This window comes from Nonomuraea sp. CA-141351 (assembly GCF_050944675.1).
Lineage (GTDB): Bacteria > Actinomycetota > Actinomycetes > Streptosporangiales > Streptosporangiaceae > Nonomuraea.
This window is the reverse complement of record NZ_CP191982.1, coordinates 3,490,902-3,514,444: the sequence shown is the minus strand read 5'-3', so window position 1 is coordinate 3,514,444 and position 23,543 is coordinate 3,490,902. Positions and strand designations below refer to the sequence as shown.

Genomic DNA, 23,543 nt, shown 5'->3' with positions numbered 1-23,543 from the left:
GAGCGCGGATTCCCGGGCAGTTCGAAGGTCTTTCACGAACTTTCGGGAGAACACATGAGCGAGGCTGAGGCCATGGCTCGCCGGGCGGCAGACAGCCCAGCCATGGACAAGCTCGCGCGGGTCGGCCTTGTTTGTCGTGGCGTGCTTTACGGGCTGATCGGCGTGCTGGCGGTCCAGATCGCGTTGGGCGACGGCGGCCGGGAGGCGGACAAGAACGGGGCGATCGCCACGGTCGCGGACCTGCCGTTCGGTGCCGTGCTCTTATGGGTCATGGCCGTCGGGTTCGCCGGGCTGACCCTGTGGCAGGCGTCCGAAGCGATCTTGGGACACGGCAAGGTCACGAACCGGATCGAGGCCGGCAGCCGGGTGGTGGTGTACGCGTTCGTGTGCACCGCGCTGCTGACCCTGCTGCTGGGCGGCAAGAGCCGGTCCGATGACCAGAAGTCACAGGACGTGACGGCCAAGCTGCTCGGCCTGCCCGCCGGGCAGCTGATCGTGGGCGCGCTCGGGCTCGGCATCGTCGCGCTCGGCGTCTATTGGGTGCGGTACGGCATCAAGAAGGAGTTCCGCAAGCAGCTCAGGCCGATGTCGCCCCGGGCCGGCAAGGTGATGGACCGGCTCGGGCTCGCCGGTTACCTGGCGCGCGGCCTGATCGCGGGTCTGGCCGGGGTCTTCGTGATCCAGGCGGCCATCACCTTCGACCCTGACAAGGCCGGGGGCATCGACGCGACGCTCAGGGCGTTCGCGAACACCCCGGCGGGGCCCTGGCTGCTGATGGTGGTGGCGCTCGGGCTGCTGCTGTTCGCCGGGTACTGCTTCGGAGAGGCCCGGTGGCGGCGTACATGAGACTCGACGACTGGTTCCTCACCGGAGAGGAGCGCGGCAACGGCTCGACCAAGCTGGCGGCCTGGTCGGAGGGCAATTCGGTGCGCCCGCTCATACACGGCGCCACCTACTTCGGCGAGCTCAGCGCGTGCCTGGCCGACCTCGGCAAGGACGACCTGCTGCTGTTCACCGACTGGCGCGGCGACCCCGACGAGCGGCTCACGCCCGACGGCCCCGGGGTGGCGTCCGCGATGGCGGCAGCGGCCAGGAGGGGCGCGCTGGTCAGGGGCCTGATCTGGCGCTCGCACCTGGACTTCCTGCGCTTCAGCTCAGCCGAGAACCGGCACCTCGGCGAGGACATCGAGGCGGCCGGCGGACAGGCGCTGCTCGACACCCGGGTACGGCACGGCGGCTCGCACCACCAGAAGTTCGTCATCCTGCGTCATGACCGCGACCCGAGCAGGGACGTGGCGTTCGTCGGCGGCATCGACTTGTGCCACAGCCGCCGCGACGACGCCGAGCATCTGGGCGACCCGCAGGCGGCGCCGATGCCCGGTTCCTACGGCGAGCGGCCTCCGTGGCACGACGTCCAGGTGGCGATCAGCGGCCCGGCCGTGGCCGAGGTGGAGAAGGTCTTCTGCGAGCGCTGGGAGGATCCGGCGCCCGAGACCCGCCAGCCGTTGAGGCGGCTGCGCGACCGCCTGTCCCGGATGGCCGATGTGCCGCCGCTGCCGGTGCCGGGCCCGCCGCCGCGGCCTGCCGGGCGGCATGCCGTGCAGCTGCTCAGAACGTATCCGCACCTGCCGCGCGCCCTTCCGTTCGCGCCGGAGGGCGAGCGCAGCGTGGCCAGGGCGTACCACAAGGTGCTGGGCCGGGCGAGGTCGCTGGTCTACCTGGAGGACCAGTACCTCTGGTCCACGGAGGTGATCGAGCCGTTCGCCCGGGCGCTGGAGCGCGAGCCGGGATTACACATGATCATCGTGATCCCGCGCCATCCCGACCAGGACGGCTGGCTGGCGGGCCCGGCCAGCCTGATCGGCAGGGCGGAGGCCCTGTCCAGGCTGATGCGGGCCGGAAACGGGCGGGTGGCGATCTATGACCTGGAGAACCACCAGGGCACGCCGGTGTACGTGCACGCCAAGGTCTGCGTGGTCGACGACGTGTGGTCGGCAGTCGGCTCCGACAACGTCAACCTGCGCTCGTGGACGTACGACTCCGAGCTGAGCTGCGCCGTGATCGACGAGGAGCCCGATCCGCGCCCGCCCGCCGGGGCGGGCAGGTTCGCCAGGGACCTCCGGCTCGCGCTCGCCGCCGAGCATCTGGACCGCGACCCTGACGACGTGGCCGATCTGTGCGACCCGGAGGGCGCGTTCGAGGCGTTCGCCGAGTCGGCCGCGAGGCTGGATGCCTGGCACCGCGGTGGCCGCCGGGGCCCGCGCCCGCCCGGCCGGCTGCGCCCGCATCCTCGTCCGGAGCTCGGCCGCCTCCGCCGGGCGATGGCCCTGCCGTTGTACCGGATGGTCGTCGACCCGGACGGCCGGCCGCCACGGCTACGCCGATCGAGCGAGTTCTGAGGTCGAGGTCCGGATCGGCTGCTTCAGTACCGCCCGGGCGGCCATGACGACACAGGCCGCCCCGAGCAGCAGTCCCCAGGAGACATCGGTGAGGAAGTGCATGCCGCGGTACAAGCGGGAGAAGGCGACCGTGAGCGGCGCGGCGATCCCGAGCACCCAGATCACCACTTGGAGCGCCCTGTTGCGGACGTGAGTGGTCAGGACGAGCGCGACTCCGCAGTAGAAGGCGACGGCTGCGCTGACGTGTCCCGACGGGAAGCTGGAGGTGGGCGGGGCGGGGTCGAGGTGCTGTACTGGGGGCCGGTGCCGCCCGACAGACTCGGTGACGGCCAGGAAGATGAGCGACTGGCTCCAGACGGCCGCGACCAGGAAGATCGATTCTCGCCAGCGTTTGTACACGAGTCTGAAGACGATCACGGCCGCCGCGGTGAGCGCCACGATGTAGGGAGTGTCCGACAGGCTGCTGCCGAAGTCGGTGAGCGTGTTCCACAACGAGGTGCGGCCGGCCGCCAGGGACCGGCTCACCGACGCCTCGCCGGTGGGCCAGGCGAGGATCAGCTTCCCCGCGCCGTACGTCATCCCGGTCAGCAGCAGCATCGGTAACAAGAGCGTCAACGCGTAATACTTCACCAGCTCAGTCCTGGGCATTCGTGACCTCCGCCGACTCCGGCTCGATTCCTTCTGTCACCGGCGAGGCGGGCCGGCGGCCCTGGTCGCGCCGCCACGTCTCGAATGCCGCCGCGGTGGCGGCGATCACCGCCGCTCCCAGGACGATCCCCCCGACCACGTCGCTCACCCAGTGCACGCCCAGCGCGATCCTGGTGTAGCCGACCGACAGCACGAGGAACCAGGCGACGGCCCAGGCCACGCGCCTCCCCCACCGGGGCAGCGCGGGCAGTAAGAGCAGGACGATCACTCCCGCGCCGAGCGCCGCGTTGACCACGTGGCCCGAGGGGAAGGAGTCGCCCGGGGCGAGCGCGACGGGGTCGGGCAGATGCGGCCGCGCGCGAGCAACGACGATCTTGACGGCGAGGCCGAGCAGCCCGCCCACGGTCACGGTGGTGACCGCCCAGACGGCCAGCCGCGGCGCGCCCTTGTAGAGCAGCCAGACGGCGTACGCGATGACCGCGATCCGCCATGGCCACGGCCCGAACACGTCCGTCCACACGATGAGCAACCGCGTCACACCGGGGTGAGCGAGCGCGTACTCGTGCAGCTCGTCGGCGACCTGTGCGTCCAGCCCGTTGACCGGCATCTTCGCCACGACGAGCAGCAGACTGAACGGGATCACGATGAGTGCCGCCGCCAGGCCGGCGACCGCCAGCCGCAGCCCCAGCCGCCCTTCCTCGTTACGCATTCCGTGCACGGTACCCGAGAAGGAGGACTTGATTCCTCGGCCTGAACGGCGGCGCCGAGGGTAGTCCTGAGCGCATGTCCCCCACCGTGGCGGTCGTCGCGCACCGCAAGAAGACACTCGGCGCAGGCCTGGACAGGCTACGTGTGCTCATCACCGAGCAGGACGTCGGCGATCTCCTCTGGTACGAGGTGAGCAAGAGCAGGAAGGCGCCCAAGAAGGTCCGCAGGGCGCTCGAGGAGGGCGCCGAGCTGGTGTTCGTCTGGGGCGGCGACGGCATGGTGCAACGCTGCGCCGACGCGATGGCCGGCTCGGGCGTGCCGATGGCCGTCCTCCCGGCGGGCACCGCCAACCTGTTCGCCACGAACGTCGGCATCCCCGCCGACCTCGAGGAGGCGGTGCGGATCGGCTTCCACGGCCGCCGGGAGCGGCTCGACTTGGGGGTGCTGAACGGCGAGCACTTCGCGGTGATGGCGGGGGCGGGGTTCGAGGCCGAGATGATCGCCGAGGTCGACGGACAGGCCAAGAGGAGCCTCGGCAAACTGAGCTACGTCAAGGCGGCCGTCCGGCACGTCGGCGGGCCGCTGGTGCCGATGAAGATCAAGATCGACGGCACGACCTGGTTCGAGGGAGACGCGAGCTGCCTGCTCCTGGGCAACGTGAGCACGATCGCCGGCGGCATCGAGGCGTTCGACGACGCGCGGCCGGACGACGGCTGGCTGGAGGTCGGCATCTCCACGGCCAGGGGCCCCGTCCAGTGGGGGCGCGTGCTCGGCAGGATGGCCGCGGGGCGCTCCGACGACTCCCCGCTGGTCCGGATTTCCCGGGCCAGGAAGGTGTCCGCCCGCTTCGGCGCTCCGCTGACGTACGAGCTCGACGGCGGAGATCGCGGGCGCGCCAGCCGGCTCAAGGCCGAGGTCGTCCCGGGCGGGCTCACGATCTGCCTTCCACCGGACGGCCGGCCCTGACAGGTCAGGCCTGCTTGACGCGGTGTTCCAGGAGGAGCAGCGCGATGTCGTCGGCTCGCTGGCTGGTGTGCGGGGCATGGTCGAGGAGCGTTCTGCCGAGCTGCTGGAGCTCCTGGGAGCTGTCGGCCATGTGGCCGGCCAGGTTGGCGATGGCGTGATCCAGGTCGACGCCGGGCGTTTCGACGAGGCCGTCGGTGTAGAGGGCGAGAAGGGCGCCAGGAGGAAAGGGAACCTGGAGGGTGGAGTACTCGGCGTCGGGGTCGACCCCGAGCACCAGGCCTGCCGGCACGTCGATGATCTCGGTGGGCATGTTGGGCGGCCGCAGCAGTGGCGGGGGGTGCCCGGCACTGGCCGCGCGGAGCGTGCGCAGCTGCAGATCGATGTAGACCAGCAGGCAGCTGGTGAACAGCTCGGTGTCCACGTCGATGAGCAGGCGGTTGGTGTGCTTGAGCACGTCGCCGGGGCTGGCGCCGGCGACCGCGTTGGCGTGGATGGCGGTACGCACCTGCCCCATGAGGGCGGCAGCCGTCATGTTGTGGCCCTGCACGTCGCCGATGACCGCGGCGGCCGACGTGTCGGTCAGGCGGATCAGGTCGTAGAAGTCGCCGCCGATGCCGACGCCGCGAGTGGCGGGCACGTACCAGGCGGCCACGTCGAGGCCGCAGATCTCGGGCAGACTACGCGGGAGCAGGGCTTTTTGCAGGGAGTGGGCGAGCCGGTCCTTGCTGTCGTACCGCAGGGCTCGATCAAGGGCGTGCGCGACCAGGCCCGCCAGGGCGGTGAAGGTGGCACGCTCTTCGACGGTGAACGGGTGGGGCTCGTCGAAAGCGAGCACGCAGGCGCCGACGCCCTCCTCGTAGACCTCCAGCGGCAGGAACGCCCAGGCGGCCATCCGGTCATTTTCCTCGGCATCCGGATACCTCTGGCGCAGCTCGTTCACGTCGGCGAAGAACGCCGGCTCACCGGTTCGCGCGACATCCCCGGAGGGCGTGCCCGACACGATGGGCAGGCCGTCGAGCCCTTCGAGAATGTCCTGCTCATAGCCGCGCGAGCCGATGATCCGCAGCTTGCCGCCCTCGGCTATCAGGATCGCCATGGCCTTGACCTTGAACACGGGCATGACATGGTCGGCGATCAGATCGATGATCTCCGGCACGTTGAGCGCCCGGGTCAGAGCCACCGCCAGCGGGAGAAAGCTGTAGAAGACCTCCGCCCGCGACAGGGCCTCCCCGCCCGCTGCGGGCTCGTCCATGTGCGCCAGCGCCTCGACGGAAGCGACCCGCATGCTGATCCCGGACGGATCCGGATACATGCGGAACTCCACCATGCGATCGTCGGGACATCGGGCCACGCACGAGGTCATCTGCTGGCTGACCACGGCGCCGCGGCACCGATCTTCGAACAGGGGCTCCTTCAGCCAGGGCGCCACCTCCCACAACGGCCTGCCCAGCAAACCTGTCACATCGCCGTCGAAGAGCTCGGCCGCCGCGGCGCTGACGAACGTGAGGCGGCCCTCCAGATCCAGGGCGAGACAGCCCACGTGGAGCCGGTCAAGATAGCCGCAGACCGCCGACTCGGGATGCCGTTCCGGCTCCCGAGGCGGCGCCAGAGTCAGGACGCGCGGTTCGCCGGCGCGGCTCACCGGGTGCTGAGGGATGGCGGCCAGCCTGTCACAGGCCGAGGTGATGACCTCTCTCTCGTGAGGGGCCAGCTCGCAGGAGTGCGACGCCGGCCAGATCAGGACGAACACTCCTCGCAGGCGCGAGCCGGTCATGATGGGAGCGGCGGCCATGGCGAAGGGGTACGGCACGGCCAGCGCGGTCGCGGGGAAGCGCCGGGCGAGTTCTTCATGGTCGGGCACCCAGACCAGCCGGCGTTGACGGGCGGCGGCCGCCACCGGGGTGCCGGCGTTCAGCCTGATCCTTGCCCAAGGCGTGATGAGCTGGACCGGCAGGCCGACCTCCACGTCCATGACCAGGACCTGTTCGGTGTCCGACAGGAGGTAGACGACGCTGATGTGGGCTCCGGACTCGCGTACAGCCTGGAGGAGCACGTCATCCGCCTCGGACCCATGCTGTGGCATCGGGTACTCCGCTCCACCTTGCGGCGGCAACGGCGCTGCATGCGAAGAAAACCCCATATAACGACCGTAAGAGGACCGCGCCTGAGGCAAGAGCGCCCATTGCCAGATCCTGGCCACCAACTGGGTGGAAAATGGCAGATTTGCCGTGTCACGCCCACTTCCCCCAAAACCTCCGCGTAACAATCTTGCAAAGAGGGCTTCACTCGGGTTGTGTGACCGGTCACACTGTTGCCTCAATGATGTGACCGGTCACACAGTCATCCGCAATCTCTCGCCCCTTACTCTCCACACCTGAGCGAATCCGTCCTGTTGCACGAGAGGACACCCATGCACCGACCCCAGTTAGTCCGGCGCGCCCACATGGCGGGTGCCGCCGCGGCGCTCGCCGCCTCCGCCGTGACCGCCGGCCCCGCCGACGCGGCCACCGCCACCGACGTGGTCACCGTCGACTTCGCGCAGCGCACCGGCCGCGTCCACGGTGGAGCGACAGGCATGCTCTACGGCCTGTCGGACCCGGGTGTGCCGGGAGATGCCCTCCTCGCCGGCGCCCGGCCGCGCACCGTCGCGCAGAAGGCACCGGACGGCGACCAGCATCCCAACGGCGACGCCCTCGTGATCGCGGACGGCTTCTTCGCCGCGGGCGGCGAGGAGATCGTCGTCTACATGCAGGACGTCTACAGCCAGTGGCCCTACGAGAACCGCGGCATCGACGACTACCTCGCGAAGGTCGACACGATGGTCCGCAAGGTCGTCCGGGGGCGGCCGCAGGACAAGGGCAAGTTCGTCTGGGTGCCGTTCAACGAGCCCGACGGCATCTGGTACCAGGACTGGGCGGCCACCAAGGACAAGTTCTTCAGTGACTGGAAGGCGGTGTTCGAACGCATCCGCTCGATAGATCCCGCTGCCAAGATCGTCGGCCCGAACGAGGCGAACTACAACCCCGGCCGCCTGCGTGACTTCCTCACCTGGGCCAAGGACGCGAAGTGCGGCGACGGGAACTGCCTGCCGGACATCATGAGCTGGCACGAACTGTCGCGCAACCGGCTCGCCGACTACCGGGGCCACTACGAGCACTACCGCCAGATGGAGCGCGACCTGGGCATCGGCCCGCTGCCCATCAACATCGACGAGTACGGCAACCGCCGTGACATGTCCGTCCCCGGTCAGATGATCCAGTGGATCTCCCTGTTCGAGGACACCAAGGTCGACGCCGACATGGCGTACTGGACCTACGCCGGCAACCTCGACGACCACGCGGTGCGCACCCGTCAGGCCAACGGCGGCTGGTGGCTGCTCAAGTGGTACGCGGACCTGACCGGGCAGACGGTCAAGGCCGTCCCGCCGCAGCTGAACGTCGCCGACACGGTCCAGGCCGTCGCGGCGATCGACGAGTCCGCGCGGCGCGGCACCATCCTGGTCGGCGGCGGCTCGGAACCCGTCCGGCTCGACATCTCCGGGCTCGACCCCAGTGTCTTCGGCAAGCAGGTCGACGTCGTCGTGTCCAGGACGACCTGGTCGGGGTACGAAGGCGACGCGCTCCAACCGCCGGTCATCGCGGCCAGGCGCGCGGCCCTGTCGGAGGGCAAGCTGCAGGTGGACCTGCCCGGCGGGGACGTGATGGCCGCCTACCGGGTCACCATCGTCCCCTCCAGCGGCGGCGCGCCGGCGCCCGGCGTGCCGTGGACGGTCTCGGTCGAGGCGGAGTCCGCCACGCTCGACGCGGCACAGTCATTCGCCCAGGACACGACGGCGGACCCCCAGCTGTACGCGACCTCCGGCAAGCGGGACGTCGGCGCGATGAACCGGGTCGGCTCGGCTGTGACGTTCCCCGTCACCGTGCCCCGCGACGGCCGCTACCGCCTGGGCATCTACCAGGGCGCGAACAAGGCGCCGGGCAGGCACGCGCTCTTCGTGGACGGCGCTCTCAACCAGATCGTGCAGTATTCGGCGAACCTCGGGTGGACCTACCGCGGCCGCACCGACGTGGAGATCCGCCTGACCGCCGGCACCCACCAGCTCTCCCTGCGCACCAGCGCCGACGGCACGAACCTGCTGCCGGGCAGCGACATCACGCTCGACAAGTTCGACCTCACCGAGGCCACCTCGGCGGAGCAGGCGACGTATCCGGCCGACGAGGCGCGGCTGTCCGGCGGCGCCCGGATCACGCGGGAGGGGAAGGGCCCCGCCATCACCCTCGGGGGCGACGCGCGGGCCACGTTCTTCGTCGCCGCGAGCGAGTACGGCTACTACGACCTGGAGCTCTCCTACCGCACGCACGGGACGGGCGACCTCCGGGTCCGCGTCGACGGGCGTGAGATCCCTGGCCTGCGGGCGACACGCCCGGGCGAGGCGTCCTCCCGGGCCCGGGTGTACCTCCCGGCGGGCATCTCCCAGATCGACGTCGGTGGGTCAGCCGGCCTGGAGCTTCGCGAGCTCACCACGGTCCGGGCCAAGCAGGCGGACACGGCGCTCCACCGGGTGGAGGCCGAGCAGGCGCGGCTCGCCGGAACGGCACAGCTGATCAACGTCCCCGCCACGAGCGGCTCGAACGCCTCTGGCAACGCCTACGTCGGGCAGATCGGGAACGGCGCGGGCAACACCGTGACCCTCCCCCGCCCGGACGGATTCGGTCCCGGCGAGTACGTCCTGACGGTCCACTACGCCAACGCCGACAGGAACACCGGCCACCCCTACAACACCGACGTCATCAGCCGATACCTCGACATCACCGAGACCGGCGGCACGACGACGCGCGGTGTGTTCCGGCACAGCTACGCCTGGGACAACTTCTGGCCGCAGGCGACGCCGCTCACGCTCACCACGGAGCAGGGCGCGATCGTTCTCGGCAACGCGAAGGCGTACGGGCCGAACATCGACCGGGTGGAGCTCGCGCGGCTCGTCCTGGAGACCGACAACAAGTCGCGGAGCTGACACGTCGGCGGCGCCCTTCGGGGAGGGAGGACGGTGGACGCGGCGTCTCCCTCCCCCGAAGGTACCTGGGTTCTGTCATTTCGCCCTCATCGTGGGCTCGGCGGGCTGGAGATCCCGGGCGTGGGGCTTCCGGGTCTTGGGCAGCAGGAACACGAACACCACCGCGATGACGGCGGCGGTGAGGGTCGCCAGCGACGCCATCGCCAGGGCGTGGGCGGCGGCGCCTGCCCGGTCGTGGGAGGCGGGGGTGAAGGCGTCGAAGAACACCGCCCCGATGACCGCGACGCCGAGCGCGCCGCCGATCTGCTGAGCGGTCGACAGCACGCCCGAGGCGATGCCCGCGTCCCCGGGATCGATCCTGCTCAGCACCGCGTTCAGGCAGGGCGTGATGAGCAGCCCGCCGCCGATGCTCTGCAGCACCAGCGTCGGGATCACCGTTCCCGGGCTGTACGGGACGCCGCCGATCAACAGTGCGGCGGTGGCGGCGTAGCCGAGGGCGAGGACGACCGCCCCGACCTCCAGGACGCGGCGGCCGTGGACGGGGACCAGCCGGCCGGCGAGCAGGCTGAACACGAAGAAGGCGACGGCCGCGGGCGTGTAGACCAGGCCCGCGTTCAGCGCCGTCAGGCCCAGCCCGTCCTGCAGGGAGACCGACAGGACGAGGTAGTAGGACGAGATGACGGTGTAGAGGACGAGCACCAGGACGATCCCGGCCGAGAACGACCGCGCCCGGAAGAGCGAGATCCTGACCAGGGGGTCGCCGCCGCGCGCCGCGATCCGGCGTTCGACCAGGACGAAGGCGGCCAGGCATGGGACGCTCGCGGCCAGGCACGCCCAGGCCCAGCCGGGCCATCCCGCCTGGTGGCCCTGGATCAGCGGGACCGTCACCAGCAGCAGCGCCGCGCTGAGCACCGCCACGCCGCGCAGGTCGAGCCGGCGGGCGTGCGGCGCCGTGGACTCGGGCAGCCGCCGGGCCGCCGGCAGCATCGTGGCGAGCCCGATCGGCACGTTGATCCAGAACACCGGCCGCCATCCGGAGCCGAGCACGTCCGCCCCGATCAGCAGCCCGCCCACCAGCTGGCCCGCGATGGTCGCCAGCCCGAGCACCATCCCGAGCCTTGCGAAGGCGCGGTGCCTGTCGCGTTCGGGGACCAGCACCGTGAGGAACGCGTACACCTGGGGAAACATCAGCGCCGCGCCCAGTCCCTGGGCCAGCCGCGCCGCGATGAGCAGGGTGGCGGTCTGTGCCACCGCGCACACCGCCGAGGCCACGGTGAAGACTCCCATGCCGGTGAGGAAGACCCGGCGGCGGCCGTACAGGTCGCCCAGGCGTCCTCCGGTGATGAGCGACACCGCGTAAGTGAGCTGGTAGCCGGCCAGGATCCACTGCACCTGACCATCACTGGCGTGCAGGTCGGCCTGGATCGAGGGCCCGGCGACGATGACGATGAACGAGTCGAGGGTCGCCATGAACGCCCCGACCAGCACGATCGCGACCGCACCCCAGGCGGTCCCCTGCTGCGGCCGCGCGGTCATGACCGCGCCTCCTCGGCGACTTCGGCGTCGAGCAGCCGCGCGAGCCCCTTGACGATCTCGGTCGCCATCACCGCCTGCCCGGCCGCGGCGAAATGGATGCGGTCGGCGCTCAGCAGGTCCGGACGGTCGTTGACGGGGTGGTCCCACATGTCGGCCAGGACCGCACCGTGCTCGGCGGCCAGGCCGCGGATGATGTCGTTGACCCTGCGCACCCGCTCGTTCCAGTCCGGGTAGCGCGGAACGACGAACGCCCGGCCAAGGGTGAACGTCGTGAGCTGTGCCCCGGTCCCGGCGGCGAGCTCGAACACCCGTCCCAGGGCGGCCGCGATGGCCGTGTAGTCCGGGTCGGGCCGGAACAGGTCGTTGGCACCGGAGGGGACATGGACCAGGTCAGGCCCGAACTCCACCAGCCGGTCGATCTGCGTCCGCATCGTCCGCGAGGTCGTCGCGCCGACCTCGGCGAGGTTCAGGTAGGCCAGGCCGGGGTGGACCCGGCGCAATACGTCCGCGACACGATCGGGCCAGCCCAGTGCGGCGTAGCCGGGGCTCGGATCTCCGGTGCCCGCCGACAGGCTGTCGCCTATGGTGGCCAAGCGCCGCCAGGGCGCCCGCGCCAGCAGCTCTCCGGCTCGCGCCGCGGACAGGCAGTAGGGGTCAGACTCTTCCGTGAGTGATGTGGTTGCTGCGATCACGAAACAAACCGTACGATCGTTCGTACGTACTTTGCAAGAGCCGAGGGAGGGCCACGATGACGACCGAACCGATGCCCGTCGACCAGCGCCTGGCACGCGGAGCGCGCACTCGAAGGGCGATCACCCGCCATGCCGCCGACGTCGCCTCCCTCGAGGGGCTGAACGGGCTGAGCCTCGGCCGCCTGGCCACCGACCTGGGGCTGAGCAAGAGCGGAGTCGCGACGTTGTTCCGTACCAAGGAGCAATTGCAACTGGCCACCGTCGAAACCGCCCGGGAGGCGTTTCTGGACGCGGTCGTGCGGCCCGCCTCCGACGCACCGCCCGGCGCCGCCAGGCTCCGGGCGCTCACCGAGCGATGGATCTCCTATGCCGAACAGCCGTTGTTCACTGGTGGCTGCTTCTGGGCGGCCAACCTGCCCGAGTTCGACAGCCGTCCCGGCCCGGTCCGCGACGCCCTGCGGCGCCAGCGCCAGGCCTGGCTGGACCTCCTCGCCGGCCAGGTCCGCCACGCGGTCGACACCGGCGAGACCACCTACCTGGACGCCGACCTGGTCGCCTTCCAGATCGACGCCGTGCTCACCGCCGCCAACACCGCCATGCGCCTCGGCGAACCACACCCAGGCGACAAGGTCCGCCGAGTGATCCACGGACTTCTCACCTGATGTCTTCCGCTCTTTTGCTCACCCACGTGATCAAGGGCGGTCGATGACCACGCGATCCTGGCGGCCACGCGCTGTCGGCGTGCCCAGGGAGCCCGCTCCCCCGACCCCGATCCGCGACCCGGTCGACGTCGCGTCCGGCGCTTCGCGGTACGTTGGACCTGCCGGCGCACGGACTCGGCGAATCCGCCCTGAAACCCGAGCCGACGTGAGCGCCTGGCGCCGGGCCGAGCAGACGCGCGCGCGGGGTTATGACGCTGGACGCGGTGCCCCAATCCCTCGAAGGGACCCGGCCCACGTCGGCGGCGCGGCCGACCATGACGAGGCGGCCTCACCGACCACGGCTGAGGTCCCTGACGAGGGCATCATCGATGCCGTGGCGGGCGTCAGGCTCGTCGGCGGTGGGTTGTGGACGTGCCGTCGGGGAATCCGATGGTGATCTCTTCGTCGGAGACGTCCACGGTGATGGCGTCGCGGAGCGCCCCCGGGTGGACGGCGTCACCGGAGAGCACGACCAGCGAGATGTGCACTCCCGGCGCGTCCGCGTGCAGGCAAGGGACGGCCGAGTGGGGGCCGAACGCGTTGGATTCGAGATCCCGTGACACACTCGCGCGCCGCCAGCCGTACAGGCCGACGACGGCCGAGGTGAGGCCGTCCGTACGGCGGGCCAGCGCCCAGCCGTGGCCGGTGGCGGCGGCGGGCGGGGTGGCGTCGGAAACGGCGTAGCCGCCCTCGCGTACCGCGTGTTCGCCGCCGCCCACGATCTCGTGGACACGTATCTCCCAGGGGCCCCGCACGGTGGAGGTGCTGATGATCCGCGCGCCCGCGGAGGTCGTGTGCGAGGAGGCGGTGGCGTCACCGCACGACAGCGGCTGGATGGCGGTCCTGCGTGAGGGGGTGCCGTCCGGTGCGATCAACGCGAGGTGGTTGTCGACGTCACGGGTCCAGGCGTGCTCGGCCGCTTCTGGCCCGGTGCGGGTGGAGTAGGCGAGCTTGGCGTAGTGCGGGTCGTCCGGCGGGGCGCCGTGATCGCTGCCGTGGTTGAGCAGGCGGACGATGCCGTCATGGCGGGTGCCGTGCAGGAGCAGCCCCGTGGCCGGGATGGCCACGGTCACGTCGTGCTCGTCGATGGGGAGCGGCTGTTCGCGCTCGGTCCACACGGCGTGGTCGGGTGGCAGCAGCAGCCCGAGGAAGCCTTTCGACGCCCAGTACGGCGAGGCGGGCCCCGAGTACGGCTGGGTCGCAGGCAGGAACGGGTCGTACCAGCCCAGGGAGAGCAGCCCCGCCGGATCGGGCACCCCTCGTTCCGCGAAGTGCCGCACTACGGACGAGGCGAGTTTCCTGGTCTGCCCCGGTGTGAGCGGTGTGGCGTCGACGAGTGCGCCCAGCCAGACGGGAGCCAGGGCGGCGAAGCGGTACGTGAGCGAGCGTCCGTGATGGATCGGCGCACCATCCGCCCCGAAGAAATGCTGATATGTCTCGAGAAAGTCGTGCAAGCGCCCCGTGTAGACCCCGGCCCGCTCCTTGTCCCCCGACATGCGGGTCCACAGCAGCGGATACAGGTGCAGCGCCCACCCGCAGTAGTAGTCGAAGTTCCGGGTGCCCCCATCGGTGTACCAGCCGTCCCCGACGTACCAGTCCTCGATCCGATCCAGCCCCCGCTCGATCTCCCCCTGCTCGTACGGGCCGCCCACCGACTTGAGGAACTCCTCCGTCACCGTCTGGAACAGCATCCAGTTGTTGTCCCAGGTGCGTCTGCCCACGAAGCCGCCGAGCCAGCCGACGACGCGCTCCTGGACATCGGCGTCGAGCCGGTCCCACAGCCACGGCCTGGTCTCGTGGAGGCCGACCGCGATCGAGGCGGCCTCCACCATCTGCTGTGAGCAGTCGGTCAGCACCGGCCACGCCTCGCCGCTCGACGGGTCGGTGCCCGCGGCGAGCCCCCTGGCGTACCGCTCGACCAGGTGAGGCGCGTCTCCTCCGGCGCCCGCGATGCGGAAGGCGGCGGTCAGGAACGTGCGCGCGAACCCCTCCAGCCCGTCGAGAGCGACACCCGACCAGCTCGCCCGGCCGGGCAGCCGTATCTGCGCGTGGCCGGGCGAGGCGAACGGGACGACCGCGTCGAGCAGGCGGTCGGCCAGGGCCTCCCAATGTGCCCGCGTCCAGCCGGTACGCGGGGAGATCACCCGGTCGGTGGGCGGCAGCGGCAGGTAGGGAGGGATCATGTTCAGTCTTTCTGTCCGATGGCGAGTTCGGCGGTGTGCGTGCGGCCCCCGGAGCCGGCGAGGTGCGTCTCCTAGCCGGTCAGCGTCGAGGGGTCGGTCGACGGGGCGGGCAGGCCGAGCGCCGCGATCTGGGCGAGGTATTCGGCCGTCAGCGGGGCGCCCCACCGGGTCCAGAAGCCGGACAGATCGGCCCGGGCGATCCTGGAGGTGTAGATCGCCAGGTAGCCCCACCGCTTGGCCGATTCGGTGTAGTCGGAGGCGGGTCGTTCCGCGCGTACCAGCTGGTGCAGGCGCGGGTAGAAGTCCTCGCCGAAGGCCAGCTCCAGCTGGCGGAAGGGGACGAGCTTCTCGTAGGCGCCGAGCTTGAGATAGTCGGCGGCGGGGAGCTTGGCGAGCGCGCTCTGGTACGGCGTGAGGCCGGTCTTGGCGTCGGGCTTGGTGAGGTTGGACTGCTGTCCGAGCGTGCGCTGCGCGGCCAGCGAGTAGATGTTGACCGTCACCTCGGTGAGGTCGTTCGGCTTGTAGGCCATCTGCTGGTGCAGGTGCCCGAGCTCGTGGTAGACGCCCCAGCCCCTGGTGCGCAGCCCGTCGACGGCGATCAGCCGGTCCAGGTAGGTGCGCGGGTAGGCGGTCCAGCCGTGGGTGGCGTACGCTCCGGCGCCCGTGGGCATCCTGGGGGCCTCGACGAGGTGGAAGGGCAGCGGCGAGCGATCCGCCTGCGAGAGGCCGGAGATCGCCGCGTGTGAGGCGATGATCGTCTCGAGGAGCCGGAGCAGGGCGGTGTGGTCCTGGTCGCGCCAGGCGAGCAGGCCCTCCCTGGTGATCGAGACGATGGCGTGCCGGGACACGAGCTCGACCTGCGGCGACTCGGTCAACGTGTCGAGCTGCGACTGGAAGCTCTCCTCCGTGCTCTCCCCGAGCGTGAAGGTGGGCACGCGCACCCCGCCGGAGAGGAACTTGACCTTGGCCCGCTGCCCGTCGCCGGTCAGCGACAGGTAGACCAGGCCGCCGCCGGGGTCGGTCAAGGTGTTGACGCCCGCGGTGAGCGGGTAGGCGCGCGGGTTCTTGTAGGTGACGTCGGGGTGGGTGTCGGGGGCGCCGACGTGCAGGGTCGGCAGGAGGCCGTCGGCCGCCGTCACCTCGACGGTCATCGGGGTGGCCGCGGGCAGGTAGACCCGGGTCGGGTGGAAGTCGGTGGTCCTGAGCGCCTGCTGGAGCCTGAGGCGTTCGCTCTCGGCTGCGGGCCTTGCCCTGAGCGTCACGGTGTGCCGTGCGTCGTCGGCGAGCGCCGGGCGGGCGATCAGCAGGGACGCGCCCGCGGCGGCGCCGGTTGCGAGGAAGGTTCTGCGACTGAGGGGGATCATGTGACGGAGTCTCGTAAGCGCTTACTATGACGGTCAAGGGCTTGCTGGATCTTTCTGCGGGTTTCTATCCCTGTTCCATGGCCGAATTCGGGCCTTCGTCCAGTAAGCGCTTGCTACTTCGGTGGGGCGACCGAGGCTCTGACGACGATGTTCGTGCCGACTCTGGCCGTGGTCTGCACGGGCATGAGGTAGTCGTTGTCGTCGGCCACGTCGAGGCCGAGCCGTACCGCCTGGCGGCCCATCTCCTCCAGGGGGATGCGCACGGTCGTGAGCTGCGGGCGCAGCTCCTGCGCGATGGGCACGTCGTCGTAGCCCACCACGGAGATCGACTCGGGCACGGCGATCCCCGCCAGCTCGAGGGCCTGCATCGCCCCCGCCGCGACGGCGTCGTTGGCGCAGAACACGGCGGTGAAGTCCAGCCGCTCGGCCAGCAGCGCCCTGATCTTGTCGTAGCCGAACCTGCGGTTGAGCTGCCCGGTGTGGATCAGGCTCTTGTCGTACGGCAGGCCGCGGAAGCGCAGCGCGCGCCGGTGCCCGGCGAGCCTGGCTATGGTGGTCGACAGGCTCGGCGGCCCGCCCACGAAGGCGATCTTCCGGTGGCCCTGCATGATCAGGTAGTCGGTGATCGCGAAGGCGCCGCCCTCGTTGTCGTACTCCACGACCTTGGTCGGCACGTCCTCGCCGAGCGGCGGCCTGCCGCACAGCACCAGCGTGGCGCCGCTGACGTGCAGCGCGCGGGCCCTGCGTGCGACCTGGGCGGCGTAGGCGCGGTCCTCGTAGGCGCCGCCCACCAGGATCACGGCGTCGGCGCGCTGCTCGTGCAGCAGGTCGATCAGCGCGAGCTCCTGGTCGTGGCTGCCCTGCGTGCAGCAGACCATGCACAGCCGGCCGTGCTTGGTCGCCTCCCGCTCGACGCCGCGGGCGATGTAGGCGTAGAAGGGGTCGACCAGGTCGTTGATGATGATCCCGACGGTCCTGTTGGTGACCCCCGCCAGCGCCCTGGCGTGCGCGTTGGCGACGTATCCCAGCTCGGCGATGGCCTGCTCGACCCGCTGCCTGGTCGTGGCCGAGACCGGGTAGTTGCCGTTGATCACGCGGGACACGGTCGCGCTTGAGACGCCGGCGCGCTTGGCCACGTCGGCCATGGTCGCCAGGCTGGGCTCGGTCACCGGCACCTCCTCACTGTGGTTGTCGATCATGCCATTCGGTCGAGCTCGCCGCGATGGATCTCGTGCATCAGCGGCAGCCCGGCCGCGTAGCGGGCGATCTCCTCGAGCGCGGACTCGGCCAGCCTGGCGAGCTCGTTGCCCTGGGCACCGGCCAGGTGCGGGGTCACGAACGCGTTGGGCAGGTCGAACAGCGGATGACCGGCCGGCAGCGGCTCGGGGTCGCTCACATCAAGTATCGCGTCGAGCCGGCCGCTGCGTACCTCCTTGACCAGCGCCTCGGTGTCGATCAGCCCGCCGCGGGCCGTGTTGATCACGATGGCGCCGTCCCTGAGCAGCGACAGCCGCCTGGCGTCGAGCATCCTGTACGTCTCGCGGCTCTCCGGCGCGTGCAGGCTGACCACGTGCGACCGCCCGACCAGGGTGTCGAGGTCGGTGGCCGTGCCACCGAGCGCGGCGATCTCGGCGGCCTCCGCGTACGGGTCGTAGACCAGCACCTCGGCGTCGAGCCCGCGGAGCAGCCCCATGACCCTGCGCCCGACCCTGGACAGTCCGATCAGCCCGACCGTGATGCCGTGGGTGCCGAGCCAGGCCAGGTCGGCGAAGTCGCGTCTGGTGCCGTGCTCGCGGTAGCGGCGGGCGAGGGTGAAGGCGCGCTTGGCGCCGAAGACGATGGCGGCGTAGGTGAACTCGGCCACGGGCACGGCGTTGGCGTCCGCGGCGCTCGAGACCCTGACGCCGCGGTCGAGCACCGCGGGGTCGAGGAAGGTCTTCACCGTGCCCGCCGCGTGCGCGATGAAGCGCAGGCCCGGGGCCAGGTCGAGCAGCTCGGCACCGATCCTGGGGCAGCCCCAGCCGGTGACGAGGACCTCCGCCTCGGCCATGGCGCGCAGCGCGCCGGGTGAGCTCACCTCGTGCAGCACCTGATCGTGGAGCTCGGCCAGCTCGCCGAGCCTGCGAAGGGCGTCGTGCCCGAACACCTGCTCGCGTACCCCGGGCGCCATCGCCAGGACGGCACGCGGTCTCAGCCGGGTTTGCGGGGGTTTCACCGGCACCCTCTCTCTGCCCACATCGATCTCCGATAGTAAGCGCGTTCTACGCACTGCAGCGGCACGCTAGGGCTTCACCTGCGTAAAGGTCAAGCAGCGCGGGATGAAAGGGGGCAATTTCCCGGCAAGGTCTTGACGGAAACGAAAGCGCTTACTAACTTCCTCGCCAACTGGAAGGACCCAGCGCATGACCGCTACCCTCGACGCTCCCCCTGCCGGGACCGCGTCCGCTCGGCGCGAGACGCCGGGCAAGCTCTCGCTGTGGCGCCGCATCTGGCGCGACCGCGTGATGCTCCTGCTGGCGCTGCCCGGGCTGATCTATTTCCTGGTCTTCCACTACGGCCCGCTGTTCGGCTACGTGGTGGCGTTCAAGGACTACCAGCCCTACATCGGCTTCATCGACAGCCCGTGGGTGGGGCTGCAGAACTTCGTCAGCGTCTTCGGCGATCCGGGCGTCTGGAACGCCCTGGGCAACACGCTCAAGATCACCCTCACCCAGCTCGTGCTGTTCTTCCCGGCGCCCATCGCGTTGGCGCTGCTGCTCAACAGCGTGATCAGCGACAAGGTGCGCAGGTTCGTGCAGAGCGTGGTCTACCTTCCGCACTTCATCGGCTGGGTGATCATCGTCTCGGTGTTCCAGCAGATCCTCGGCGGCGCCGGCGCGCTGCCGAACTTCCTGGAAAGCATCGGCCTGCCGCGCTACGACATGATGACGGACCCGGACGTCTTCCCGCTGCTGGTGACGTTGCAGGTGATCTGGAAGGACGCCGGCTGGGCCACGATCATCTTCCTCGCCGCGCTGCTCACCATCAACCAGGACCTCTACGAGGCGGCGGCCATGGACGGCGCGGGGCGGTGGCGCAGGCTCTGGCACGTCACGCTGCCGGGCATCACGCCCGTCATCATCCTGCTGCTCATCCTCAACCTCGGCAGCATCCTGTCGGTCGGCTTCGAGCAGATCCTGCTCCAGCGCGACAACGTCGGCCCCGATGCGGGGGAGGTGCTGGACACGTTCGTCTACTTCAACGGCGTCAAGGACGGCCAGTGGGGCCCCGCCGCCGCGGTCGGCCTGGTCAAGACCATCGTCGGCACCGCGATGGTGCTCGGCGCGAACAAGGTGGCCCACCTGCTCGGCCACGAGGGGGTGTACCGCGGTGGCGACAAGTAGCCGGCCTGTCTGGATGGAGCGGCCGTCCACGCCCGGCCTGATCGTCAAGGGCGCGATCCTCACCGCCGTCGTCCTGCTGGTCGCCTACCCCTTCGTCGGCGTGATCGGCACCAGCCTGTCGACGGAGGCCGACATCGCCAGAAACGGCGGGTTCGTGCTCATCCCCACGTCGCCCAGCCTGTCGGCCTACTCGACCATCTTCAGCGGCGGCACCGTCACCAGGGCGCTGCTGGTCAGCGTGATGGTGACGGTCGCCGGCACGCTCGCCAGCGTGCTCGCGACCATCGGCATGGCGTACGGCCTGAGCCGCCGGGAGGTGACGGGCGCCCGCTGGATCCTGATGATCGCCCTGCTGACCATGCTGTTCAATCCGGGCCTGATCGCCAACTTCCTGCTGGTCAAGCAGGTCGGGCTGATCGACACGTTCGGGGCGCTGATCCTGCCGAGCCTGGTCAGCGCGTTCAACCTGGTCGTGCTCCGCTCGTTCTTCATGGGCCTGCCACGCGAGTTGCTGGAGAGCGCGCGCATCGACGGCGCGGGCGACTTCGGCATCCTCGTCCGGATCGTGCTGCCGCTGTCCAAGGCGGTGCTCGCGGTCATCTCGCTGTTCTACGCCGTCGGCTACTGGAACGCCTTCTTCAACGCCCTGCTCTATCTCGACGATTCGGACAAGTTCCCGCTCCCGCTGATTCTGCGCACGTTCGTCCTGCAGGGCAGGTCGCTGGAGACCATGGCGGCCGCCGAGGCGCCCGCGCCCGTTCAGGCGATCCAGATGGCCGTGCTCGTGGTGGCGATCGTGCCGATCCTGCTCGTCTACCCCTTCCTCCAGCGCTACTTCACCAAAGGCGTGCTCACCGGCGCCGTCAAAGGCTGACCCCCCACCCTCAAGGAAGATCCCATGCAAGAACTCGTCTCGCGCCGCGGTTTCCTGCGCCTCGGCGCCGCCGCGGCCGCGGGTGCCGCCGCGTCCTCCGTGCTCTCGGCCTGCGGTGGCGGCTCGGCCGCCCCGGCCGCCAAGGCGCAGGGACTCACCATCAAGCTGCCTGCCTACACGCCGCTGCCCAGCGCGCTCACCCCCGACCTCCCCGGCAACGCCACGGGCGTTCCCGAGGGCTACTTCAGCTATCCGAAGCAGCTGTTCAAGGCGGTGACCAAGCCGCCCATGTCCGGCGGGACCGTGAAGATCGCGGTGCAGACGTTCTCGCCGCCCCCGCCCGGCCGCGGCGAGAATCCCGCCTGGCAGGAGGTGGAGAAGCGGCTCGGCGGTACGGCCGACGTGCAGGCGGTGACCTCCGACGACTGGCCGACCAAGTTCAACACCATGGTCGCCGGCGGCACGTTGCCCGACATGTTCACGTACATCTCGACCCAGGGCGTCAACAACCTGCCCGCGTTCGTGGCCAGCCAGTGCACCGACCTGACGGCGCTGCTCGGCGGCGACGCGGTCAAGGACTATCCGAACCTGGCGGCGATCCCGCAGGTGTTCTGGAAGCAGGGCATCGTCGGCGGGAAGCTCTACGGCATCCCCGTGCCGCGCAACATGGTCGGCGGGCTTGGCTTCTACCGCGCCGACATGTTCGCCGAGGCCGGCGTCACCGACCTGTCGCAGATCTCCGACGTGGACCGGCTGTTCGAGGTGCTCAAGGAGGTGACCAGGCCCAAGGACAACCAGTGGGGCCTCGTCACCGCCAGCGGCGGCGTCTACGGCCTGTCGATCTTCTCGCAGCTGTTCGGCGCGCCCAACGGCTGGCGCCTGGAGAACGGCAAGCTCGTCCACGCCATCGAGACCGAGGAGTACAAGGCGGCCGTCGAGTACGTGCGCAAGCTCCGCGAGGCGGGCATCGTCTCCCCCGGCTCGGAGGGGTTCGACGGGCTCAAGCGCAAGAACGAGTTCAACGCCGGCCGCGCGGCGCTCGTCTACGACGGCCTGCCCGCCTACCTCGGCCCCACCGGATTCCTGCAGACCTCCAAGAAGATCGATCCGGCCGCCGACCCCCGGCCCATCACCCCCATCGGACCGGCGACCAAGGCGTCGCTCAACAACGTCGTCGTCTCCATCACCATGCTCAAGAAGAGTGACGAGACGCGGGCCAAGGAGCTGCTGCGCGTGGCCGACTTCTTCGCCTCGCCTTTCGGCAGCGAGGAGTACACGCTGTTCAACTACGGCGTCGAGGGCACCGACTTCAAACGCGACGACAAGGGCAACCCGGTGCTCACCGAGCAGGGCGACAGGGACACCACCGTGCCGTGGAAGATGATCGCGGCGCCGACGCAGGCCCTGTTCGACTCCTCCTCGCAGGAGGCCGTGAAGGTCATGCACGACGCGATCACCAAGATGATCGCCGTGGGCGTCGAGGACCCCACCGTCGGCCTCTACTCCCCGACCTACGAGAACAAGTACGAGTCGCTCTTCACGATGCGCACCGACCGCGTCACCTCCATCGTGGCCGGCCGCGCGCCCGTGAGCGACCTCGACCAGCTGGTCAAGGACTGGCGGGCGCAGGGCGGCGACAAGGCCCGCGCCGAGTTCGAAGAAGCGCTCAAGCAGTCACCGAAGGTGGGCTGACCCATGAAGAAGAGATTCGCGTTTCTCGCCGTCGCCGCCCTGCTCAGCACGGCCGCCGCCGTCCCCGCCGAGCCGTCGCCCGGCTCCCCAGGGCTCGGCGACCCGCTCTTCCCGACACTCGGCAACGGCGGCTACGACGTACGCCACTACGACGTGTCCTTCGACTTCACGCCGGTCACCTATGACTTCTCGGGCACGGTGAAGTTCACCGCGAAGGCCACCCAGGCGCTGTCCGCCTTCAACCTCGACACCGACGGGCACACCATCGACGCCGTCACCGTGAACGGCGCACCCGCCACCTGGTCCCTCTCGCCCGGCCAGAGCGGGCAGGAGCTGACCGTCACGCCCGCCGCGCCGCTGCGCGAACACGTGCCGTTCACGACGGAGGTGCGCTTCCACGGCAACGGCAAGGCGCCGCGCGCCGGCCTCACGGGGTGGCGCTTCGGGCCCGACGGCGGGTTCGCCGCCGCGGCGCAGTCCAGCAGGGCCGACACGTTCTTCCCCGTCAACGACCACCCGTCGGACAAGGCCACCTGGACCTTCCACGTCACGGCGCCGGAAGGCTACGTCGCCACCGCCAACGGCGAGCTTACCGGCAGGCGGGGGAACGTCTGGACCTTCGAGGAGCGCGAGCCGATGGCCTCGGAGCTGATCGGCCTGGCCGTGGTGAAGGGCACGTACCTGTACGGGAAGGGCCCCCACGCCCTGGCCCTGCGCCACGTCGTGCCCCAGGGCCAGGAGGCCCGCTACGCCCCGATCGCCGCCGAGACCGCGGGCCAGATCGAGTGGGCGGAGGCCAGATTCGGCCGGTTCCCGTTCTCCACGTACGGGATCCACATCTATCCCGGCTACAGCGACGCGCTGGAGAACCAGACCCTTTCGCTGTTCGGCACCGGCTGGTTCGACAAGCCCACCTACTCCAACACCATGGTGCACGAGCTCGTCCACCAGTGGTTCGGCGACTCGGTCACGCCCGCCACCTGGCAGGACGCCTGGCTGAACGAGGGCCCGGCCGTCTACTACGCCGCACTGTGGGCCGAGGAGCACGGCGGCCAGTCCATGGCGGACCGGATGCGCACCGTGTACGCCAAGCTCGACGAGGTCCGCGCCAAGGACGGCCCGCCCGGCAAACCCAAGGGGCTCGGCGGCTACAACATCTACGACGGCGGCGCCCTGGTGCTCTACGCCCTGCGCACCGAGGTGGGCGAGGCCGCCTTCGACCGGATCATGCTCACGTGGGTGCGGCGCCACAAGGACGGCAACGCCTCCACCGAGGACTTCATCGCGCACGCCGCCGCCACCGCGCACCGGCCGGAACTGGACGCCTTCCTGCGTGCCTGGCTCTTCGGCGCGACGAACCCTCCCCTGGAGGGCATGTGAACG

General features: G+C 70.2%; 18 protein-coding genes. 9 read left to right on the top strand and 9 right to left on the bottom strand.

Translation table 11 applies throughout. The annotated features are described in order from the left end of the window. The first annotated feature begins 54 nt into the window (after positions 1–54). Together ACQPWU_RS16740 and ACQPWU_RS16735 are read left to right on the top strand one after the other, a co-directional pair. Entirely contained in the window at positions 55–846 is a 792-nt protein-coding gene (locus ACQPWU_RS16740; protein WP_433440962.1) for a DUF1206 domain-containing protein, read from the top strand. After that, positions 843–2,399 (top strand): phospholipase, encoded by a 1,557-nt coding sequence (locus ACQPWU_RS16735; protein ID WP_433440960.1) that lies wholly within the window; start codon positions 843–845, stop codon positions 2,397–2,399. Before ACQPWU_RS16740 ends, ACQPWU_RS16735 begins: the two co-directional genes overlap by 4 nt. Here ACQPWU_RS16735 and ACQPWU_RS16730 read toward each other — a convergent pair. Continuing rightward, positions 2,376–3,047 (bottom strand): phosphatase PAP2 family protein, encoded by a 672-nt coding sequence (locus ACQPWU_RS16730; RefSeq protein WP_433440958.1) that lies wholly within the window; start codon positions 3,045–3,047, stop codon positions 2,376–2,378. The two genes, ACQPWU_RS16735 and ACQPWU_RS16730, sit on opposite strands and share 24 nt — an antisense overlap. Beyond that, on the bottom strand, positions 3,034–3,756 hold the full coding sequence (locus ACQPWU_RS16725) for a phosphatase PAP2 family protein (RefSeq protein ID WP_433440956.1): 723 nt from the start codon (positions 3,754–3,756) through the stop codon (positions 3,034–3,036). The genes ACQPWU_RS16730 and ACQPWU_RS16725 overlap by 14 nt, the downstream gene beginning before the upstream one ends. 74 nt (positions 3,757–3,830) lie before the next feature. Here ACQPWU_RS16725 and ACQPWU_RS16720 point away from each other — a divergent pair, with 74 nt between their 5' ends. Then, on the top strand, positions 3,831–4,721 hold the full coding sequence (locus tag ACQPWU_RS16720) for a diacylglycerol/lipid kinase family protein (protein ID WP_433440954.1): 891 nt from the start codon (positions 3,831–3,833) through the stop codon (positions 4,719–4,721). 4 nt (positions 4,722–4,725) lie between these two features. On the opposite strand, the gene ACQPWU_RS16715 is transcribed toward ACQPWU_RS16720, so the two are convergent. Next, entirely contained in the window at positions 4,726–6,804 is a 2,079-nt protein-coding gene (locus ACQPWU_RS16715) for a SpoIIE family protein phosphatase (RefSeq protein WP_433440952.1), read from the bottom strand. Between the two features lie 327 nt (positions 6,805–7,131). Between ACQPWU_RS16715 and ACQPWU_RS16710 the strand changes: the two genes are divergently transcribed. After that, positions 7,132–9,735, top strand: a complete 2,604-nt coding sequence (locus tag ACQPWU_RS16710; RefSeq protein ID WP_433440950.1) for a CBM35 domain-containing protein — start codon at positions 7,132–7,134, stop codon at positions 9,733–9,735. Between the two features lie 75 nt (positions 9,736–9,810). Here the strand turns inward: ACQPWU_RS16710 and ACQPWU_RS16705 are convergent, their stop codons facing one another. Beyond that, positions 9,811–11,271 (bottom strand): MFS transporter, encoded by a 1,461-nt coding sequence (locus ACQPWU_RS16705; protein ID WP_433440948.1) that lies wholly within the window; start codon positions 11,269–11,271, stop codon positions 9,811–9,813. Beyond that, positions 11,268–11,963 (bottom strand): SGNH/GDSL hydrolase family protein, encoded by a 696-nt coding sequence (locus ACQPWU_RS16700; protein ID WP_433440946.1) that lies wholly within the window; start codon positions 11,961–11,963, stop codon positions 11,268–11,270. The genes ACQPWU_RS16705 and ACQPWU_RS16700 overlap by 4 nt, the downstream gene beginning before the upstream one ends. 56 nt (positions 11,964–12,019) lie before the next feature. Between ACQPWU_RS16700 and ACQPWU_RS16695 the strand changes: the two genes are divergently transcribed. After that, a complete protein-coding gene (locus tag ACQPWU_RS16695; RefSeq protein ID WP_433440944.1) occupies positions 12,020–12,625 on the top strand; it encodes a TetR/AcrR family transcriptional regulator in 606 nt (201 codons plus the stop codon). Between the two features lie 383 nt (positions 12,626–13,008). Here the strand turns inward: ACQPWU_RS16695 and ACQPWU_RS16690 are convergent, their stop codons facing one another. From ACQPWU_RS16690 to ACQPWU_RS16675, 4 genes are all read right to left on the bottom strand, one after another. Further along, the gene (locus ACQPWU_RS16690) at positions 13,009–14,847 is read right to left on the bottom strand and encodes a DUF2264 domain-containing protein (protein WP_433440942.1); all 1,839 of its coding nucleotides are present in this window, start codon (positions 14,845–14,847) and stop codon (positions 13,009–13,011) included. 71 nt (positions 14,848–14,918) lie between these two features. Beyond that, positions 14,919–16,211, bottom strand: coding sequence for a M60 family metallopeptidase (locus tag ACQPWU_RS16685; protein ID WP_433440940.1), 1,293 nt, complete (start codon positions 16,209–16,211; stop codon positions 14,919–14,921). 113 nt (positions 16,212–16,324) lie between these two features. Then, positions 16,325–17,380 (bottom strand): LacI family DNA-binding transcriptional regulator, encoded by a 1,056-nt coding sequence (locus ACQPWU_RS16680; protein WP_433440938.1) that lies wholly within the window; start codon positions 17,378–17,380, stop codon positions 16,325–16,327. 26 nt (positions 17,381–17,406) lie between these two features. Continuing rightward, positions 17,407–18,426: a hydroxyacid dehydrogenase gene (locus ACQPWU_RS16675; RefSeq protein WP_433440936.1), complete on the bottom strand. Its 1,020-nt coding sequence runs from the start codon at positions 18,424–18,426 to the stop codon at positions 17,407–17,409. Positions 18,427–18,613: 187 nt separating this feature from the next. Here ACQPWU_RS16675 and ACQPWU_RS16670 point away from each other — a divergent pair, with 187 nt between their 5' ends. The 4 genes from ACQPWU_RS16670 to ACQPWU_RS16655 are packed head-to-tail and all read left to right on the top strand — an operon-like array spanning position 18,614 to position 23,540. Then, a complete protein-coding gene (locus tag ACQPWU_RS16670; protein ID WP_433440934.1) occupies positions 18,614–19,594 on the top strand; it encodes an ABC transporter permease in 981 nt (326 codons plus the stop codon). After that, positions 19,581–20,468, top strand: coding sequence for a carbohydrate ABC transporter permease (locus ACQPWU_RS16665; protein ID WP_433440932.1), 888 nt, complete (start codon positions 19,581–19,583; stop codon positions 20,466–20,468). The genes ACQPWU_RS16670 and ACQPWU_RS16665 overlap by 14 nt, the downstream gene beginning before the upstream one ends. Before the next feature lie 24 nt (positions 20,469–20,492). Then, positions 20,493–22,160 (top strand): extracellular solute-binding protein, encoded by a 1,668-nt coding sequence (locus tag ACQPWU_RS16660; protein ID WP_433440930.1) that lies wholly within the window; start codon positions 20,493–20,495, stop codon positions 22,158–22,160. 3 nt (positions 22,161–22,163) lie between these two features. Then, the gene (locus tag ACQPWU_RS16655; RefSeq protein WP_433440928.1) at positions 22,164–23,540 is read left to right on the top strand and encodes a M1 family metallopeptidase; all 1,377 of its coding nucleotides are present in this window, start codon (positions 22,164–22,166) and stop codon (positions 23,538–23,540) included. The last annotated feature ends 3 nt before the right edge of the window (positions 23,541–23,543 follow it).

Bases quoted from the DNA above. Each gene is read 5' to 3' on its own strand.
- ACQPWU_RS16740 (WP_433440962.1), top strand. From the start codon at position 55: ATGAGCGAGGCTGAGGCCATGGCTCGCCGGGCGGCAGACAGCCCAGCC.
- ACQPWU_RS16735 (WP_433440960.1), top strand. From the start codon at position 843: ATGAGACTCGACGACTGGTTCCTCACCGGAGAGGAGCGCGGCAACGGC.
- ACQPWU_RS16730 (WP_433440958.1), bottom strand. From the start codon at position 3,047: ATGCCCAGGACTGAGCTGGTGAAGTATTACGCGTTGACGCTCTTGTTA.
- ACQPWU_RS16725 (WP_433440956.1), bottom strand. From the start codon at position 3,756: ATGCGTAACGAGGAAGGGCGGCTGGGGCTGCGGCTGGCGGTCGCCGGC.
- ACQPWU_RS16720 (WP_433440954.1), top strand. From the start codon at position 3,831: ATGTCCCCCACCGTGGCGGTCGTCGCGCACCGCAAGAAGACACTCGGC.
- ACQPWU_RS16715 (WP_433440952.1), bottom strand. From the start codon at position 6,804: ATGCCACAGCATGGGTCCGAGGCGGATGACGTGCTCCTCCAGGCTGTA.
- ACQPWU_RS16710 (WP_433440950.1), top strand. From the start codon at position 7,132: ATGCACCGACCCCAGTTAGTCCGGCGCGCCCACATGGCGGGTGCCGCC.
- ACQPWU_RS16705 (WP_433440948.1), bottom strand. From the start codon at position 11,271: ATGACCGCGCGGCCGCAGCAGGGGACCGCCTGGGGTGCGGTCGCGATC.
- ACQPWU_RS16695 (WP_433440944.1), top strand. From the start codon at position 12,020: ATGACGACCGAACCGATGCCCGTCGACCAGCGCCTGGCACGCGGAGCG.
- ACQPWU_RS16690 (WP_433440942.1), bottom strand. From the start codon at position 14,847: ATGATCCCTCCCTACCTGCCGCTGCCGCCCACCGACCGGGTGATCTCC.
- ACQPWU_RS16685 (WP_433440940.1), bottom strand. From the start codon at position 16,211: ATGATCCCCCTCAGTCGCAGAACCTTCCTCGCAACCGGCGCCGCCGCG.
- ACQPWU_RS16670 (WP_433440934.1), top strand. From the start codon at position 18,614: ATGACCGCTACCCTCGACGCTCCCCCTGCCGGGACCGCGTCCGCTCGG.
- ACQPWU_RS16660 (WP_433440930.1), top strand. From the start codon at position 20,493: ATGCAAGAACTCGTCTCGCGCCGCGGTTTCCTGCGCCTCGGCGCCGCC.
- ACQPWU_RS16655 (WP_433440928.1), top strand. From the start codon at position 22,164: ATGAAGAAGAGATTCGCGTTTCTCGCCGTCGCCGCCCTGCTCAGCACG.